Genomic DNA, 18,372 nt, shown 5'->3' with positions numbered 1-18,372 from the left:
TTTTTCAAGTCTTTATCCATAATTTTAGGTCGTCAAAACTTTTCCTAAAAATTATCGATTTCGAAAACATAAAATCCCATAAAATCAATGTTTTTAAACTTGATAATGTTCTCACGCGTAACTACTAAATTTTTTAGGGCGCTTTATTACCTTTCCCCGCTCCTAGCAAACTATTAGTCCCCTATTACCAAGCTAATTACTGCCTATCATATAGTCAGTCCATACGCCCATCCTGCCAAGTGCCTCTAAGAACCAAAAGCACTACAAGCAGCAATAAATTAATAGATTATTGGCTGTCACCCTAGCACCATATCACCCTATCACCTATCAACCTATTCCCTAATAACCTGGATTGCTAAAGGTCAGTTGCTAGCTTGATACCTGGCGTTTGGCTTATCGCTTGGTTAGTTTGTTATCTGGTTAATTGATTGATTGCTTAGCTAGCAGGTTGCTTTGCTGGAGAGCTGGCTTTGCTGAGGGATTATCTGGGGGCTTGCGCTTTAGCAAGTAAGGGGCAAGGGATTTTAGGAGGGGAGAGCTTGCTAAATGAAATAAAGCCAAGCTAGCGCTAACTAGACTTGGCCTTATTAGAGTTTAACTAAAACTTGTTAGTTAAAATTAATCGTCCATGTGCTGACGGACTAATGGCTTCTTTAAGTAGTTAAAGAGGTTTTCAGCAACCATGTTTAAAACCTCTTTAATAGAGCTTAACTCTGGATCGAACTGATTGATAAATACAGGCTCGCAATCTGGCTCGTAGTAGCAAACAGAAGAGAACACTGCATCAACATCAGTCTCAGATAAAGTTAAGGAGCAACGGAAATCCACAAAACGATCTACACCTGCCTGAGCAAGGAGTGGATCTCTCATAATCTTATGGAAGTTGATTACAGAAATATTACGATCATCTAAGAAGATATGATCAGGACGCACACCTGACTTTACCCAGTGCTCAGCTTTGTCAAAAGCACGCTCTAAAGGAGCCTCTGAGTGGAAGATGAAAGGAACTTCGTAATCAGAACCAGGAGGTGGAGCAATAGGATCGTTGCTCTTCTCTAAATCATCAGTATTATCTGACATTTTTGTCTCCTTTAATTATGCTTGAACCTTCTTGGTCTCACGCAATGCAACAGTTAAATTAAAGACAGGATTGTTCTGAGTAGAGTGCTTAGAATCTACACAGAAATAGCCTTCACGCTCGAACTGGAAGCTATCACCGACTTTAGCTTGCTGTAAAGAAGATTCTAAAGCAGCATGCTCAATAACTTCAACAGAGTTTTTATCAACACAGGCTAAGAAATCTTCAGCAGCACCTGGATTTGGATCGGTGAATAAACGCTGATACATCATAACCTTAGCATCAAAATAATTCTTGGCATCCACAAAGTGAATTACGCCTTTGGCCTTAAAGCCTTCAACATCACAACCTACAGAGTTTGGTACAGCCTCAACGTGAACACAAGTTACCTTGCCGTTTTCATCTTTTTCACAAGAGGTAGCCTTAACAATATAGCCATGACGTAAACGTACTAAACCACCTAACTTTAAGCGCTTATATTGCTTATTAGCCTCTTCTCTAAAGTCAGCCTCATCAATGAATAACTCATTAGAGAAGCTTATCTCACGGCTACCAAGCTCTGGCTTATCTGGGTGGTTAGGTACGGTAAAGGAAGTAGCAGTAACGCCTTCTTGACCGTAGTTATCAATTACTAAGCGTAATGGGTGTAATACTGCCATAGCACGAGGAGCATTAGCGTTTAAGTCCTCACGAATGCATGACTCTAAAGCGGTCATTTCTACAGTATTATCCTGCTTAGTAACACCAATACGACGGCAGAACTCTCTAATTGAGGCTGGAGTGTAGCCACGACGACGTAAACCAGAAATAGTGGTTAAACGTGGATCGTCCCAACCATCAACATAGCCTTCACTTACTAAGAGATTTAACTTACGCTTAGAGGTAATAGAATACTCTAAGTTTAAGCGGCTCATTTCATATTGATGTGGGTGGCAATCAATAGAAATATTGTCTAAAACCCAATCGTATAAACGGCGGTTATCTTGGAACTCTAAAGTACAAATAGAGTGAGTAATATGCTCGATGGCATCAGAAATACAGTGGGTAAAATCATACATAGGATAAATACACCACTTATCGCCAGTTATAGCATGGGTAGCAAAGCGCACACGGTAGATAACAGGATCACGCATACAAATAAATGGTGAAGCCATATCAATCTTAGCACGTAAGCAAGCCTTGCCCTCTTCAAACTCACCATTACGCATCTTCTCAAATAGTGCTAAGTTTTCCTCAACACTACGATCACGGTATGGGCTATTCTTGCCAGGCTCTTTTAAAGTGCCACGATACTCACGCATCTCATCAGCACTTAACTCATCTACATAAGCTAAGCCTTTTTTAATAAGCTCAACAGCGTATCCGTAAAGGCGCTCAAAGTAATCAGAAGAGTGTCTAACCTCTCCGTTCCATTGGAAACCTAACCATTGAACATCACGCTTAATGGAGTTGATGTACTCCATATCCTCTTTAACAGGATTGGTATCATCGAAACGTAAATTACAAGTACCGTTGTAATCACGAGCTAAACCAAAGTTTAAGCAAATACTCTTAGCATGACCAATATGCAAATAGCCATTTGGCTCAGGTGGAAAGCGAGTTGCTACATTGGTATGACGACCCTCTTTTAGATCATCATCAATAATATCAGTGATAAAGTTGCGTGGAATTTTCTCACAAGAGCCCATTGGGATCTCCAAATGAATTAATGCAGACTACTTAGCAATTAGTTAAACTCAACCTTTGTTAGTAGAGCTTAACTAATTACTAAGTTTTGCTGCTGTATAAAACTAATAAAACCTAGCTATCATAGCGATAAATTAAGTCCAAGTACAAATTTTCCGTACTTTTTCACCATAAATAGATAGGAGTATCTGATCGAATTTTAGCAAAGCATAGCGCTGGCCTCAAATTTTTTGTATAAAAGTGCTCTTTTAGTCTACTTTTCATTAAGATAATTCATGGTTTGCGCTAGCTAGCAAATTAATAATATATCTTTTCTAAATCAGTTAGCTATGCAAAAGCGATCTATACTAAAAAAACTGAGAACTAAAATTATCAAGCGCTTAGTTTTAGCTAAGTTTTAATGCAGCTTTTACACTGCCTAAAATGCCTTGTAATAATGGTTCTTTGCTTAATTTTAGTTGACAGTTTCGCTCAATGTATTAGAATAAGGCGCTATTTTATAATGTGCAAAAAGCTCTTATTTTAGCTTGATGCTAATCGAAAACGAAGTACAGTTAATCAGTTGCTTTGTGCCTGCTGACGAACGAACTTCTTATCTAGTTGAAAGGAAGTCTTTATGAGCTTTGAATCAGAAAAGCAATTCAATGATTTTCAACATTTTGCTCGCGGTATTCGCCGCTCAGGTGAGTTCTCAATTCGTGAAAGCGGCATCCTAGAAAAATGCGGCACTGCTATGATGGAGCTACACTTAGGCACCCGTAAGCCAGCTGACGAAACCGAAAAAGTATTCTTAGAGCAATTACATTCTGACGATGTAATCACCGATCCAAATGCTAAGATCTTTAAGAAGTATTTACAGGTTATTCAGCCTCGTCGCCTCCACCGCTTATGCTCTGTAGGTGCAGACGATGAGATGGGTGGTGATTTTGGTGGTTCAGGCGACGACAGCGCTATGGACTAATACGCAATTGCGCTTAGTTAATCACACTTAAGGTTTATTTAACCTAAGACAATTGGGGAGCTTATGGCTCCCTAATTTGTTTCTAGCATCCCCACCCATCATATCCTACCAACTTTCAATCTCCCCTTCTTGCGCTTAGGCGCACGTACCAGTTTCTTAACCTCCAAGCTATAGACTATAGGCTACAACCTTCAGCTCCAATCAACAGCCCAATTTCAAGCTACAGCTCTAGCTTCAGCTCAAGAGCAATAACATGCTAAGAGGCATGCCCTTTTGACTGCCTGTGGTATTTGGCACGCTCATACACTTAAGAATGCCTTTGCTTTTTTGCACACTCTTGACCATATGCTGGTGCATAATCTCAGCGAACCTATGCTCTTGCTCACATCCATAGCCTTATGCAAGCTAAAGGCTAAGGCCAGGGCTGAGCCTTGGTCTGAGCCAGGGCCAGGGCCTGGGCCTGGGCCTGGGCCTGGACTGGCCGTATTGGGCAGTTCATTGGTGTGTTAAAGCCAATTAAGGGCTGGAGCTCAATTTAGAGGAGCTTATATTATTGCGCTGCTATTTCTTTAAGCAAGGATTGTCAGGATGGTAAGTAATAAGGGCAGCTAATAATATGGCGCAATGGGATAAGGTGCGGTGGGATGAGGGATTGCGTATTAGCAAAAAGCCCTCATGTGAGGGCTTTTTGTTGGCTAGAAAACACCTTCGCAGCCTGTTCCTATGAGAGTACATGAATCTCTCATTAGGGCATTGATAGCAATAGTAAAGTTAATCATAAAGGCATCTAGACTGACTAACAAAATAAATAAGCCTACAGTCATAGACACGGCAAAGCCCATAGAGAACACGTTTAATTGTGGCGCAGCACGAGTCATAACACCGAAGGTAAAGTTAACTACCAATAAGGTACAAATAGCTGCAATAGAGGTAGATAAAGCACATTGGAACATGGTAGCGCCAAAGTAAATAATGGCCTCCAAACTAGGTGGAGTAAAGATACCAGGGCCTACAGGTAAAGTCTCAAAGCTTAGTAATAACAATCTAATAAAGACTAAATGGCCATCTACAGCAAAGAACACTAAAGTACAAAGTACAGTAAAGAACTGACCTACTACAGGAGCATTAGTACCAGATACAGGGTCAACTAAGGAAGCAAAGCCCAAACCTGTTTGCATAGCAATAGCCTGACCAGCCAGAACAAAGCTAGCAATCAGATATTGCGTCATAAAACCTAAGCCTGCACCTATTAATACCTGAGAAATGGTGGTGATAATACCAAGGCCTGAAAATGCCTCTAAATTACTATCAATTGCAGGAATATTAGGTAAGAAGCATACAGTAACTGCTAGAGCTAATAAGGCACGTACATTACGAGGAACAGATGAACCTGAAAAGGTAACAAAAGTCATCATAAAGCCACCCACTCGACATAAAGGCCACATAATCGAGTCTAGGCCGTCTAGCAAAATGGGTTCTAAAAAATTAATGCCCATATTGATACCTTTGGTTAATGTTTAGGCAACTACTGCTGGGATAGAGTGCACTAATTCATAAAAGAACTCAGTTAACTTACTAAGGCCCCAATGAGCGCCCCACATCAGACCCAAAATAGTAACAATCAAACGTGGTAAGAAAGATAAAGTTTGCTCATTAATAGAGGTAGCAGCTTGGAAAACAGCTACTATTAAACCTACTACCAACGATGGCAAAATTGAGGCAGTTACTAATACCGCAACTAGTGATAGGGCGTGTCGTACCACTTCAACGAATACTTCTGGTTCCACACTTCACCTCACTTTAAAAAAGAGAAAAGACTATACTGTTTTGCCCATAAAAAATTCATTAACTTTATGTAGGCACACCTATACCAAACGATGCGAGCAAAGATCCCATAATCAAGGTCCAGCCATCTACCAACACAAAGAGCATTAACTTAAACGGCAGCGATACAATCATAGGCGAGAGCATCATCATACCCATGGCCATCAAAATCGAAGCTACTACTAAGTCAATAATTAGGAATGGTAAGAAGAGCATAAAGCCAATTTGGAAGGCAGTTTTAAGCTCTGAAACAATAAAGGCTGGAATTAAAACGTGCAAAGGTACATCCTCAGCACGAGCTACTTGAATGCCAGCATAATCAATAAAGGCATTAAGATCAGACATACGTGTCTGCTCACGCATAAATTGATGCAAAGGTCTTTGACCAACTACAATAGCCTCTCTAGCCTGCATTTCATCATTTAAATAAGGAACAATAGCCTCATTGTAAATGGCGTTAAGTACTGGAGTCATAATGTAAATGGTCATAAAGAAGGCCAAACCAATCAAAATTTGGTTAGATGGAGAGGTTTGTAAACCCATGGCCTGTCTTAAAATTGCCAGCACAATGATAATACGCACAAATGAAGTAGTCATAATGATAATTGACGGTAAAAAGGTCAATAAGGTCATTAACATTACTACTTGTAAAGACAGTGAGTAATCTTGGGTTCCATCAGGATTTGTCTTCACGGTAAAAGCTGTCATATCTAAATCAGCAGCTTGTGCGCTCGAACAAAAATATAATATTAATCCTGAGATCACGCTTAAGCTAAAAGCGATCATAAAAACCCGCTTTAACCCGCGTAGCTGTAGAGTACGATCTACTGGGATCGCTTTTGGATTATGATCAGCTGCGATCATGGTTATCTCCTGTCTTAAATTGCAGACTAAAAATTTCTTGCCTTTGAGTTGCGACCTTTACGCTTAGAGCCTTTAACATACTTAGAGTTGTTAACAGGCTCGCTCTTGTTAGCATCGTGATTAATATCGCTATCTTCTTTAATAGGCTCAGCCTCATCATTAATCATATTGACCTGATTGGCATCAGTAGTCTCTTCAAAAGAAGAACTCTTGATAGGCTTACTATTTTCAACAGCTTCATCAATGGCTAGCAAGACATCAACTTCAACCTCATTGTTATCAATTGACTTGTCCTTGGAGCACTCATCACTATCTAACTCGTGGTTTTCTTTATTTGGCTCTAAAGTAGTAACCGATCCACTTGGAGTTGTGCTTAGTTCCTGATGTTTAGCTAAATCAGCCTCGGAGACCTCTTGCACTATAGTACCCTGCTCCATTTCAGGACTATTTAAATTGTTTTGCGGAACAATAGGATCGATATTGAGCTTTTCTTGAGCCTGATCATAAGCCTGGTTAAAAATAGTACCAAAATCGTCGTTGCCAAATTTTTGTTCCATCTTACGGCTTTGAGCTAGATCTATTTTAGCCCTTTTAGCTCTTTGTTTTAAAACATCGTCGTTAGGCATTGCGTAATAGTCATTACCTAAAGGATTACGGCGACTTAATCTGCGACGAGCTTTGGCGGCAGCTAAATGCTCTTTATACAAAGCATCTAATTCTTGCTCAGTAAAGTCATCATAGGCATCTGAATCAAAATGACCTGCTCTTAGAGCTGCCTCTCTTGAGTGTTCATGAGGCTGCTGGTTGATATCAAAATTATGACCTTCGTGGTAATCAAGCTCACTTTCAAACCAATATCCTAAGTTTTCTAATTGCTCTTTGGTATAACGACCATTGTTAGGACGATAAGCCTCTTGATCCTTACCGTCTAAATGCTTAGAGAATACAGGGTCATCCCAATAGGCCTCAAGAGAGCTGGTTTCATTAGAGTTATCTTGATTTAAGTTGGAGTTTACTTCGTTCCCATTAATACTATTATCTTGAGCAAACAGACGCTCTTTTTGAGCCCTTAAAGATGCTTGATTAAGAAACTCTTGCTTGGTGCCCTTCTCTTTGGAGCGTTTCTCTTTAACTTGAGGCTCTTTGGCAAAATCTGAGCTTAAATCGGCCACCAAATTAACATTTTGCGAGGTTACACCTAAGAGCAAATAGCGCTCACCTACTTTAATTTGCACTAAACGCTCTTTTGGACCAACGGCCATTTGTCCTATTAAAGTCATAGATGAACCAGTAGTACGTTGTACTAGACGTGACTTTTTAAGAACATAAGCTAAAACAAAAATAATACCTAAAATAGCAACAGTCGATAGTAGCCACTTGATAAGACCAGCAGTAGAGGTTACCCCACCACCTGCTAAAGCTCCTGAACGAGTATTGGTATTGATAATTTTAATATTATCATCAATTAACGAACCTTTAGCCCCATTGTTTGGCACCTCTTTGCCAAGCGCAGCATTACCAGCACTAAGCTCACTATTCTCTGTAGCACCATCACTATTGGCAGCTTCTAACTGCTTACTTTGTTTTTGCTTAAGTACAAATTCATGTTCAGGATTACTGTTAGCATCAATATTCTTTGGTGCTGGCAATAAGCCTTCCTCATCAGCCATGAGTTGCGCATTATTGAGATCATTGTTAGATAAGGCTTGAGAGGAATTAGAAAAGGCAACAGTAGGAAAGGATAAAAGCAATAAAGAGCTAATTGCTAATACAGGCAAGGAAAATTTATTCAAGCAAGGTACAGTACTAAAGAATGGAAGAGACTTAAAACCAAGACACGCCTTTATATGATGTGCTCGTGAAAATGACTGCATAAGACATCACCTTGCAAAATAACAATTAACTGATCTTTTTACCAATAATTGGTTAATTCTACCAAAAAAAATAACATCAATGCCCCAAGGCTCGCTTATCTTAAAGATTAGCTATTATTTTTTCACAATCCATAAACACAAAGTGTCAGACTTAGCTGACACTTTGCAAGAATAATATCTTAGGGTAAAGACAACTAGTCTACTGAAGCTTCTTAATACGCTCAACCTGACTAATAACATCGGTAAGACGAATACCGAATTTGTCATTAACTACCACAACTTCACCGTGAGCAATCAAAGTACCATTAACTAAAACGTCTAATGGCTCACCAGCTAAACGCTCGAGCTCAATAACGGAACCTTGGTTTAATTGTAGGAGGTTACGAATGGAAATCTTAGCATGACCTACTTCCATGGTAATGGTAACAGGAATATCTAAGATAGCATCTAACTTCTTACGCTCTTCACGAGATAATGGAGCCTTGCTCTTAGTTGGATCCTCAAAATGCTCCAACTCAGCAGCATTCATATCATCCATACCATCAGTTGAAGGTAAGCCATCAGTCCAATCGGTGTTGCCACCTAAGTTATCCATATCTGACATTCTATGGAGTCTCCGTCTTGAGCTGCGCTAACTAGAGCGCATGCACACTCGAAAATTAAAACCTGATAATTCCTGCTTAAGGCAAGAATTTTGGGCAACTAACATAGCTACCCCCTAAATAAAAGCCTTTGAGACTTCTAATCCTAGGGCTCAGAATTAATTTAATAACTTCCCCCACCAAGGGGGTCTCTCTCTTTATATTTAAAAAAATTAATTTATCTGAGCACAAAAAGTCGCCTATTTTAATTAGGCTGCCCTAGGATTAGTCATCATCAAACTCTTCTAGATCATCATCATCCTCAATGTTAATACCAGAGCCCTTGAGGAAGGATAGGTCGCTCTTCATTGAAGGAGGACGCTTCAAGATGTCTGAAATCTTAATAGCAAGCTTATCTTTGGTACGACCAAGTTTAGCGTGATAGCTTGGCAAGTCTTCGATGTAAACTAACAAGTTATCTGGCATCTCAACATTGAGTACATCACCCACTTTAAGATCCATAACTTGTCCTAGGCTTAATACGAGGTCAAGCATTTTTACGCGCATATCAACTTGCACGTCCATAACTTCTTCACGTAAAGCCTTGTTCCAGCGAACGTCAGTATCACCCTTATCAGACTGCACACCAGCATCGAGCAATTCTCTAATTGGCTCAATCATAGAGTATGGGAAGGCAATATGCATATCGCCACCGCCACCATCTAAGTCGATGTGGAATTGGTTTACTACCAACATTTCTGATGGGCTAACAATATTAGCCATTGCTGGGTTTACTTCAGAGTCGAGATATTCAAACTCTACGTCCATTACTGGAGCCCAAGCCTCTTTATAGTCCTCAAAAACCATTTTGAGTAGTTTTTGAATAATACGACGCTCAGTTGGAGTGAACTCACGACCTTCAATTTTGGCACGGAAACGACCTTCACCACCGAAGAAGTTTTCCACCAAAATAAATACTAAACGTGCCTCTAAAGTTACTAGGGCAGTACCCTTTAAAGGACGGAAGCGCACCATGTTTAAAGAGGTAGGTACATACAAGGTCTGTACATACTCACCAAACTTCATCATTTTTACGCCGATCCAAGTAACCTCAGCACTATGACGCATCATGTTGAAAAGACTGATACGCATATGACGAGCAAAACGCTCATCTACCAACTCCAAGGTTGGCATACGACCACGTACGATACGCTCTTGGGAACCGAAGTCGAACGGTTTGACACCTTGACTATCATCAAACTGTTCTGGCTCTATATCACCTTCGCCATGTAATAGAGCGTCGATCTCATCCTGCGTTAAAAACTCAGTCATGCTAGTCTAATCCCCATCGCATTACTGCATTACAAAATTAGTAAAGAGAACTTGTTCCACTAATGGCTGATTTACCACGCCAGTTAGCTTGGTTCTAATACCATCGAGCAGCAAACGCTTAAAGCGTTGTCTTCCAGATGGGCTGGCAAGACTTTCATAATCTTGCTGTGAGCAAATTTCAGAGATGGTGGAACTAATTAAAGGAAGGTGTTGACGTGCTAGATCAGCATTAGCAACACCGTGAACCACAAGCACTGGTTCAACTTGAACCATATGACCACGCTTGGTCTTACCTGGTAAGTTAAAGGTAAATGCTACGTCAAAACGAATATATTGGTCGGAAAGATCAACCTGAGCGCTTTGACCAGCCATTTTGCCTGCAATATCAGTGGCGTTCTCTTGCTCAAACTCTGAGAATGGCCATAAATGGTGTAAATAAGCGTAGGTGCCATAACCACCAGTGCCAAGGATAAACAATAGCACTACAGCAATAAGCATAATAAGCTTTTTACGTGACTTAGTTCCGCTTCCTAAATCTTCAGTATCTGACATGACCTTCTCTCCTGAAAAATTAGCCTTAATGCTACCTTGGTTTGAGCAAACTATTATGGCATACAAGATGAGCATGAACTAAGAATAGAAATCTTAATCAGGCTCAAATTTATAAATCTTTATTAAGCTCGTTCGTATAGCTAATAACATGCGCTATTTTATAGATTGAAACTTACTAAATAAAGTGCGCTATTAATCTTTATTAAAATTATTGCTTATGGTAAGTCCCAATATCCTAATAAGAGCGATATTCTATAGCTTACCGAACTCACTATCTTAGTCTAGATATTATGGCTCAAAAAGAGAAATAAAACATTCTCTAAGCTGTCAAATAATCAGCAAGAAAGTGACTGACTTGTCTAAGTGCAAAGAGTGTGCCCACTCCCTAAAAAAACTTGCTTGGGCCCCGTTGTAAAGTAAAAAAAGGCTTTATTATCATGAAAATTACTATTGCCATGGACTCTTTTAAAGGCAGCTGTAGCTCTGAACAAGCTTGTAGTGCTATAGCCAATGGCATTAAAGAAGTGTTTCCTGACTGCCATATTATCAGCGCCCCTATTTCAGATGGTGGAGATGGCTTTTTAGACTGTCTCTATCCTATGTTAAAACAGCAAGGCTTTATTAAAGATAGCTGTGAAGTCATAGGGCCTTATTTTAATAAGGTAAAAGCTAATTTTCTTTATAAAGACAATCAAGCCATACTTGAGATGGCTCAATGCTCAGGTATTACCTTAGCTCCTAAAGGACAGCTTAATGGTGCAAGAGCTACTACCTATGGTTTGGGCCAATTAGTTGATCATGTAATTAAACTAGGCTGCAACCACATTATGATAGGTCTAGGAGGAAGTGCTACTAATGATGCAGGAGTGGGCTTTGCTCAGGCTTTAGGAGCTAAGTTCTATGATCAAGATGGCAATTTGTTAGAAGACATTTTATGCGCCGACCAACTATCATCAATAGCTGCTATTGATAGCAGTGTTTTGGATGCTAAGCTAACCAAGGTTACTATTGAGGGCACCTGCGATGTCAACAATCCTTTATGCGGCCCTAATGGTGCTACCTTTATCTTTGGCCCTCAAAAAGGCATAGCAGCTGACAAGCTCGCAACCATTGACCATAAGCTGAAATCTTTTGCCAAAATTATCAATAGCCACTACCAATGCGATGCCCTTAATGTCCCAGGAGCAGGAGCGGCAGGCGGAATGGGAGCAGCCTTATTGTGGTTTACCAAAGGCAAGTTAAGCCCAGGTATTGATGTAGTAATGAAGCTACTCTTACTTGAAGAGCACATTAAAGATAGTGATTTAGTAATTGTAGGCGAGGGCAGAATGGACGGCCAAAGCTTGCAAGGAAAGGCTCCTTTAGGAGTAGCTAAACTTGCAGCCTCATTGAATGTTCCTGTAATTGCTTTATGCGGTAGCATAGGCCCACAATCACAGCTCTTATACGACCATCACATCCATGCTATGTTTTCCATTTGCAATGGCCCCATGTCCCTAGACTACTCTATGGAACATGTCAAAGAACTGCTACAAAGCACCACCGTTAATATCATGCGCCTCCTGGCCCTAAAATCACAGTAAGCCTACCGCCAACCAATCTGAATGCTCTTGCCTGCGCCAAAGACAATTGGCCCCATGTCCCTTGGCCAAAGGCTACGGCCCAGAACGGGGCCATGCCCAGAGCCTAGGCATTAGCCTGGGCCTGGTGGCCTGGCTCTTCTTGCATAGCACTAAGGGTCTTGCAAAAAGCACAAAGCGCTAACAGCTTAGCTATTAGCGCTTTGATAAAGGGCATTGCCCTAAAGAGCTCCCATGAGCCAAGCTCATGGAAGTACTAAACCAAAGAAAATAATCTATTACTTATTACTAAGCACGACCTTTGCTAAAGGCAGCCAAGGTCTCTTGGGCGCTGGCTAAGCTTAAGTTTTCGCTAGCAGAATCCATCTTAACTGAGCCTATAGCGCTTAAATCTTGGCGATCTTGTGCGGTTAAAGACTTGGAAGATGCAACTAAAGAGTCAAAAGATACTTCATCCATCTGGTTAGGAGCTACATTGACTTGATCACGCTTAGCCGCAGCTGACTTAGTAATGGAGCTTAAAGCTACCTGCTCTTGAGTATTGGCTGTTAATACAGCCTCAGGCTCATCAGAGTTAATATCAGATACTTGAGCCTCAGTAGTAATGTTTTGTGAAGCTAGGATGTCTCTTAACTTTGGTAAAGCCTTAGCTAGAATTTCACGAGTTTGTGGATTAGCCGCAGCCAAGGAAACACTAACAGCTTCATTATCCTCACTTAGGCTAATTGAGATTTTCATCTTGCCTAATTCATTTGGAGACAACTCTACAGATAACTGCTTTAAGTTACGTGCAGCCATTTGCATTACCTTGTCGTGAATGTCATTAGCATCCTGAGTTTCATTACCGCTTGGAGCAAAGTGAGTTAATTCTTGAGGAAGGACATTATTATTGCCCTGAGCTACATTAGTAGTATTTTGCATGGAAGCGGCAAAAGCAGCACTGTGTTCATCAGAATCACTATTTTGTTCAAAGTCCATACTATTATCATTGGACATTGGATCAAGCTCTTGCTCCTCATTGAACATAGAGGCATATAAAGAGCTATTAGCATAATTGGTAGTAGTGCTGATCTTTGACTGAGCTGCGCCCTGCTTTAATGAAGAAATAGCTGCACCTAAGGTTGAGGAGCTATTTTGTGGGCTTAAAGCCTCATCAGCTAATAAAGCGTTGCGTGCACTAAGTTCAGCCATGGAGTTGTGCTTAGTAGCGCCTAATTGCTCTTGAGCTAAACGCATTAAAGCCTCTTGAGCGTTATTAGCCTTTGCCTGAGTATTGGCAGTATTTTGCTCTGCTAAAGCGTGACTGGTTCTAGTATTAAGTGCCTTAGTAGCGTTTTTATCTTGCATAGCAGCATCAGTAGCATTATTGCTCAAAGCGCTCTTAGCTGTATTTAAAGAATTAGATGCTGCCTGATCACTAATCTTATTAGTGCTGGCACGTAAACCATTGCTTGCAATAGCAGCACGAGAACCTAAGCTCTCAGAACCATGACTTTGCTTTTGAGCCTGAGCGCTCTTAATTAAGGACTCAGAACTTAACTCTTGGGTGCCTACAGCATTAACTCTTTGTGAGCCAGTAGTATCTGCTGCTGTTGCTACACTACCACCTACATTTTGACCACTTGATACCTGACCACCAGCTTGTAATTGAGCATTACCAGATAAGGTATTTAATAAATTACCTTGGGCCTCTTTGCTAGCAGTTAAATTAGCAATCTTATCTTGAGAGGTTGGCATGTCAGCTAAAGCCTTAGCTGTAGCCTTCTCCTGAGCAACTAATTGAGGATTAGTCATTTGTAGACTAAGCTTGCTAACATTAGACTCACGGGCTAACACATCTAAGTTCTGACGTAATTCATTATTGTTTAAATTAGAGAGCTTTTGGGCATTTTGAGCATCACTATCTGGATCGGTGCTATTTAAAGATCCCAAATTAGAACGGTTGATATTGTTTAAATTGTCCTCAATCTCAACATCACTTTCAACATGAGCAACTCTCATCATACTTTGTGCTGCACGGGCACTATCAGACATTGGCTCAAGACCATAGCCAGCAGGAGCTGCTGAGCTAGAACCATTAGATGAATTACCCATATTAGAGTTATTGGAGGTAGAAAAACCTACTCCCTCACCTAAACCATTATTAAAAGCTGTTGCGCTACCACTTGCACTATTAGTAGCAGTAGCATTAACAGTAGCATTAGCATTGCCTGAATTAGTAGCGCTAGTAACATTAGCAACAGAGGCGTTAACGCTATTTGTTGTTGAACTGCCAGCATTATTAGATGAAGAGGTCATAGAGGCAGCCAAAATATCAGAAGGACGCATGCTCTTTGACATTTGCTCAGCTTTCATAGAGGCATCGTGATCGGCCTTATGAGCGGCCACCTCCATGGTAGTAATAGCCTGTAGCTCATGAGCTTCTATATTAAAGTCCTGCACATCCTTTAGCTGCTGGGCCTTTTTGTTATCGCTCTTTTTACGATCTTCTTCTTCGTTGAGCTTTTCATTATTGATGTTATTGAACTCATCAACGGCCTTTTTATTAGAGGCCATAATATTATCAAAGGTCTTTAAGCCACCTTTGTTTTCACCACCAAAAGCAGAGCCAAACTTAGATTTTAAGCCAGACAAAACGGAGGCAAACTTAGCGTGTTGCCCCTTATCTTCGATGCGATTAAAACGATCGAACAAGTTTTCAGTAGAGTTATTGTTAACTACACGATCGCCAGAGGCGGATTGATTGTGGTTAACATTATTAAGATTTTGCATGGCCTGACCTCTTGTAAATATAGCTCTAACTAGCCTGATAATCAGTGCCGTCAAGGCAACATTGATCATAAACAGCCAAAAAGCGCTATTTTACGCAAATTTTTCACGATTAATAGCCATTGTTACGCAATTTTTATACCAGCCATCAAAGTTGCTAAAAAGATGATGTTTTTGCCCTTTGATGCACCAAAGCTCACATTATTTCAATAATTTTTTTCGTTTTATTGCCATACCAGCTTTATCTGTTTAGAGTAGATTGGCTTTGTTGCTTGCGATATCTTTCAGGTTTCTTACTTAAGCAAAAAAATTGCGTCTTAAGTCACATTTTGCAGGTTAGCTTGGAACTTTTTACGCTCGCAAAGCTCTAATAAGACATTGTGGCAAGCTATTCTCTTCGGTTTTAGTAGAATTTAGCTTTGGCAAGTATTTGCCTCTTCTTATATTTTTGACATGAGCTTTATCTCATGTAAGCAAGGCTTAATCTTTGGTTAGCAAGATTGAGTTTCTCGGAGTATTTATGATCACTTTATTCGCTGCTGTATTTGTTCTCTGTGTTGTTGCTTCCTCTTTATTTTTCGTATTAAAGCCAGTAGAACCTGCCAGCGAAAACCAACAAAGCCAAGCTTAATGCTTCTCCTCTAAAGTGCATCATTGCACCAACCCTTGCAAAAAATTATAAACAGCGCCTGCCCTTAGTAGGCGTTTGTTTTTTCTACGCTCTCTCCCCATCCTTCCCCTTTGAAAAGTAAGCTCTAACCCTATCTCCAACAGCCAATCCTCTACAAAGTCCCCTATTGCACTATCGCTAGTGCTAGCGCCAGCGCCAGTGCTAGCATTGGAACTTTCCTCCCTTTATCTTATTTCCTTGCCCTGACCTGCATAAAGCTTATGGCTGGTATATATTGGCCGCTCTAGCAACAGCAACCAAAAGCACCATAAAAACTTTACAGGCCGTGAGCACCCAAATGCGTATCAAGCTAAGCTCAGGCATTGGCTTTGGCCTGGCCAGGTCCAGCCAAATACTGGACAGGATTGGCCAGGCTTGGGCTGGGGACTGGCGATAAAAAATGCCGAGGCAGTGATTGCTTTCGGCATTTTTAGAGTTGAGGCAAGCTATAGAGCGCCTAGTTTTAAACTTTTTTGAGTCTAAAAGTTAAAGACCTTTGTATTAGGCACCAGCCTTCTTAAGGGCAGCATCCACGATTTCGGTTGCTTCTTTCTCGATTTGCTTGATGTGCTCTTCGCCCTTGAAGGACTCCATGTAAATCTTGTAGATGTTCTCAGTACCTGATGGACGAGCTGCAAACCAGCCGTTTTCGGTAACTACCTTTAAGCCGCCGATTTCAGCGCCATTGCCAGCTGCGGTAGTAAGCTTCTCAACAATAGCTTCACCAGCTAAAGTAGAGGCCTCAACAGCAGATGGATCAAGCTTCTTTAAAATAGCCTTTTGCTTGGAGCTAGCAGGAGCATCAACACGGTTGTAAACTGGGTTGCCATACTTCTGAGTAAGCTCAGCATAGTGCTCTGATGGATCCTTGCCAGTAACAGCCAACATTTCAGCTGATAAGAGGGCAGCAATAATACCGTCCTTATCAGTAGTCCATACTGAGCCGTCCTTACGTAAGAAAGAAGCACCAGCACTTTCCTCACAGCCAAAAGCTAAGGACTTATCAAATAAGCCTGGAACGAACCACTTAAAGCCTACTGGAACCTCATAAGCCTTGCGACCTAAGCCAGCAGCAACACGATTCATCATAGAGGAGGAAACTACAGTCTTACCTACCATAGCATCCTTAGGCCATAAGTCACGGTGAGTGTAAATATAGTTAATAGCAGCTGATAAATAGTGGTTTGGATTCATTAAACCAGAGTGGCAAACAATACCGTGACGGTCATAGTCAGGATCATTACCAAAGGCGATATCAAAATCATCCTTAAGAGCAATTAAGCCTGCCATAGCATACTTAGAGGAGCAGTCCATACGGATCTTGCCATCCTTATCTAAGCACATGAAAGAGAAGGTTGGGTCAACTTTGTAGTTAACTACCTTAATATTTAACTTGTACTTATCAGCAATACGATCCCAATAGAACAAGCCAGAGCCGCCTAATGGGTCAACACCAATCTTAAGTCCAGCCTTAGCAATAGCCTCAAGATCGATAACATTGCATAAATCATCAACATACTCACTGAGCATGTCATATTCTTTAACATTATCTAGCTTTAAAGCCTTGTCGTAACTTACACGCTTAACTTCCTTAAGGCCATTGCGAATAATGTCATTAGCACGATTTTGTACCCAAGAGGTAATTTCAGTACCAGCAGGACCACCATCAGTTGGGTTGTACTTAAAGCCACCATCAGTTGGTGGGTTGTGGGATGGAGTAATTACGATACCGTCAGCTAAAGCAGAGCCACTCTTACCCTTGTTATAGGTCAAAATAGCATGGGAAATAGTTGGAGTTGGAGTGTAGCCATGATCTTTTTCAATACGTACTTCAACACCATTAGCACCTAAAACTTCCACTGCACTAGCTAATGCGGCTTCAGATAGAGCATGGGTATCCATACCTAAGAATAATGGACCACAAATATTCTCTTTAACACGATACTCAGCAATAGCTTGAGAGATAGCTAAAATATGGGTCTCAGTAAAAGAACCATTTAAAGAGGTACCACGGTGGCCAGAGGTGCCAAAGCTTACCATTTCATCAGGATTTTCAACATTTGGTCTGTTTAAATAGTAAGCAGCCATTAAACGAGGAATATTAACTAAATCAGCATCTAATGCTTTAGTACCTGCACGCTCATGAATTGCCATAAATATTTTTATCCTTACCAACAACTAATAAGAAATATAAGACTTCTTACTAGTTAACTTAGAACTATGTTACCTAGTCTGTACACTATTGAAAGCAATCAGACTCAATGCTAATACTGATTGCTCAACAACAACAATCTTAACAAAGCAAAACAAATTTCAAATTAAGCATTAAACACATAATGAGTGTATCGACTAGCAAAGTAGTTGCCTTACCTAGCTAATGACTAATGAAATTTTTAATAAAATTAGCACCTTAAGACAATAAGCTCTATTGTAGGTGATTTTGTTTAGCTTTAATACCTAAGCATAGTGAACTACTCCCTCCAAACCTTGCGATTATGGAGGGAGCTTCTTGGGTTGGTTACTAGGTTCCCTTTTATGAGACCTCCTTACTCACTCTTAGGTTACCATAATTATTAAGTTCCCTTAATAACCTCGCCAAAT

13 protein-coding genes are annotated in these 18,372 nt (G+C 40.5%); 2 read left to right on the top strand and 11 right to left on the bottom strand.

The genetic code is table 11. The features are described from left to right. Positions 1-618: 618 nt before the first annotated feature. Positions 619-1,080: a hypothetical protein gene (locus MXE38_RS10315; RefSeq protein WP_246914481.1), complete on the bottom strand. Its 462-nt coding sequence runs from the start codon at positions 1,078-1,080 to the stop codon at positions 619-621. Positions 1,081-1,095: 15 nt separating this feature from the next. Then, positions 1,096-2,766 (bottom strand): glutamine--tRNA ligase, encoded by a 1,671-nt coding sequence (gene glnS, locus MXE38_RS10310; RefSeq protein ID WP_246914480.1) that lies wholly within the window; start codon positions 2,764-2,766, stop codon positions 1,096-1,098. A gap of 614 nt (positions 2,767-3,380) precedes the next feature. Between glnS and maoP the strand changes: the two genes are divergently transcribed. Further along, positions 3,381-3,725, top strand: coding sequence for a DUF413 domain-containing protein (gene maoP, locus MXE38_RS10305; protein WP_246914479.1), 345 nt, complete (start codon positions 3,381-3,383; stop codon positions 3,723-3,725). A 695-nt stretch (positions 3,726-4,420) separates the two neighbouring features. On the opposite strand, the gene fliR is transcribed toward maoP, so the two are convergent. The 7 genes from fliR to MXE38_RS10270 all read right to left on the bottom strand — a co-directional run bounded on the left by fliR (position 4,421) and on the right by MXE38_RS10270 (position 10,752). Continuing rightward, complete coding sequence (gene fliR, locus MXE38_RS10300; RefSeq protein ID WP_281503198.1) at positions 4,421-5,170, bottom strand: flagellar biosynthetic protein FliR; 750 nt, start codon at positions 5,168-5,170, stop codon at positions 4,421-4,423. Between the two features lie 72 nt (positions 5,171-5,242). Continuing rightward, positions 5,243-5,512, bottom strand: a complete 270-nt coding sequence (gene fliQ / locus MXE38_RS10295) for a flagellar biosynthesis protein FliQ (RefSeq protein WP_246914477.1) — start codon at positions 5,510-5,512, stop codon at positions 5,243-5,245. A 64-nt stretch (positions 5,513-5,576) separates the two neighbouring features. Continuing rightward, positions 5,577-6,335 (bottom strand): flagellar type III secretion system pore protein FliP, encoded by a 759-nt coding sequence (gene fliP, locus MXE38_RS10290; RefSeq protein ID WP_246914476.1) that lies wholly within the window; start codon positions 6,333-6,335, stop codon positions 5,577-5,579. A 104-nt stretch (positions 6,336-6,439) separates the two neighbouring features. Next, positions 6,440-8,287, bottom strand: a complete 1,848-nt coding sequence (gene fliO, locus MXE38_RS10285; protein WP_246914473.1) for a flagellar biosynthetic protein FliO — start codon at positions 8,285-8,287, stop codon at positions 6,440-6,442. Positions 8,288-8,486: 199 nt separating this feature from the next. Continuing rightward, positions 8,487-8,825 carry a flagellar motor switch protein FliN gene (gene fliN, locus MXE38_RS10280; RefSeq protein ID WP_246914482.1) on the bottom strand — a complete coding sequence of 113 codons (339 nt, stop codon included), beginning with the start codon at positions 8,823-8,825 and terminating at the stop codon, positions 8,487-8,489. 328 nt (positions 8,826-9,153) lie between these two features. Then, positions 9,154-10,200 carry a flagellar motor switch protein FliM gene (fliM, locus tag MXE38_RS10275; protein WP_246914471.1) on the bottom strand — a complete coding sequence of 349 codons (1,047 nt, stop codon included), beginning with the start codon at positions 10,198-10,200 and terminating at the stop codon, positions 9,154-9,156. Between the two features lie 21 nt (positions 10,201-10,221). Further along, positions 10,222-10,752, bottom strand: a complete 531-nt coding sequence (locus MXE38_RS10270) for a flagellar basal body-associated FliL family protein (protein ID WP_246914469.1) — start codon at positions 10,750-10,752, stop codon at positions 10,222-10,224. Positions 10,753-11,189: 437 nt separating this feature from the next. On the opposite strand from MXE38_RS10270, the gene MXE38_RS10265 reads away from it, so the two are divergent. Beyond that, on the top strand, positions 11,190-12,335 hold the full coding sequence (locus MXE38_RS10265; protein WP_246914468.1) for a glycerate kinase: 1,146 nt from the start codon (positions 11,190-11,192) through the stop codon (positions 12,333-12,335). Positions 12,336-12,620: 285 nt separating this feature from the next. Here the strand turns inward: MXE38_RS10265 and MXE38_RS10260 are convergent, their stop codons facing one another. Further along, positions 12,621-15,104, bottom strand: coding sequence for a flagellar hook-length control protein FliK (locus tag MXE38_RS10260; RefSeq protein ID WP_246914466.1), 2,484 nt, complete (start codon positions 15,102-15,104; stop codon positions 12,621-12,623). A 1,168-nt stretch (positions 15,105-16,272) separates the two neighbouring features. Next, a complete protein-coding gene (gene pgm / locus MXE38_RS10255; RefSeq protein ID WP_246914465.1) occupies positions 16,273-17,925 on the bottom strand; it encodes a phosphoglucomutase (alpha-D-glucose-1,6-bisphosphate-dependent) in 1,653 nt (550 codons plus the stop codon). Positions 17,926-18,372 lie beyond the last annotated feature (447 nt).

Origin of the sequence: Anaerobiospirillum sp. NML120448 (assembly GCF_023050945.1) — a bacterium.
GTDB lineage: Bacteria > Pseudomonadota > Gammaproteobacteria > Enterobacterales > Succinivibrionaceae > Anaerobiospirillum.
This window is presented reverse-complemented; position numbering and strand designations above follow the sequence as displayed.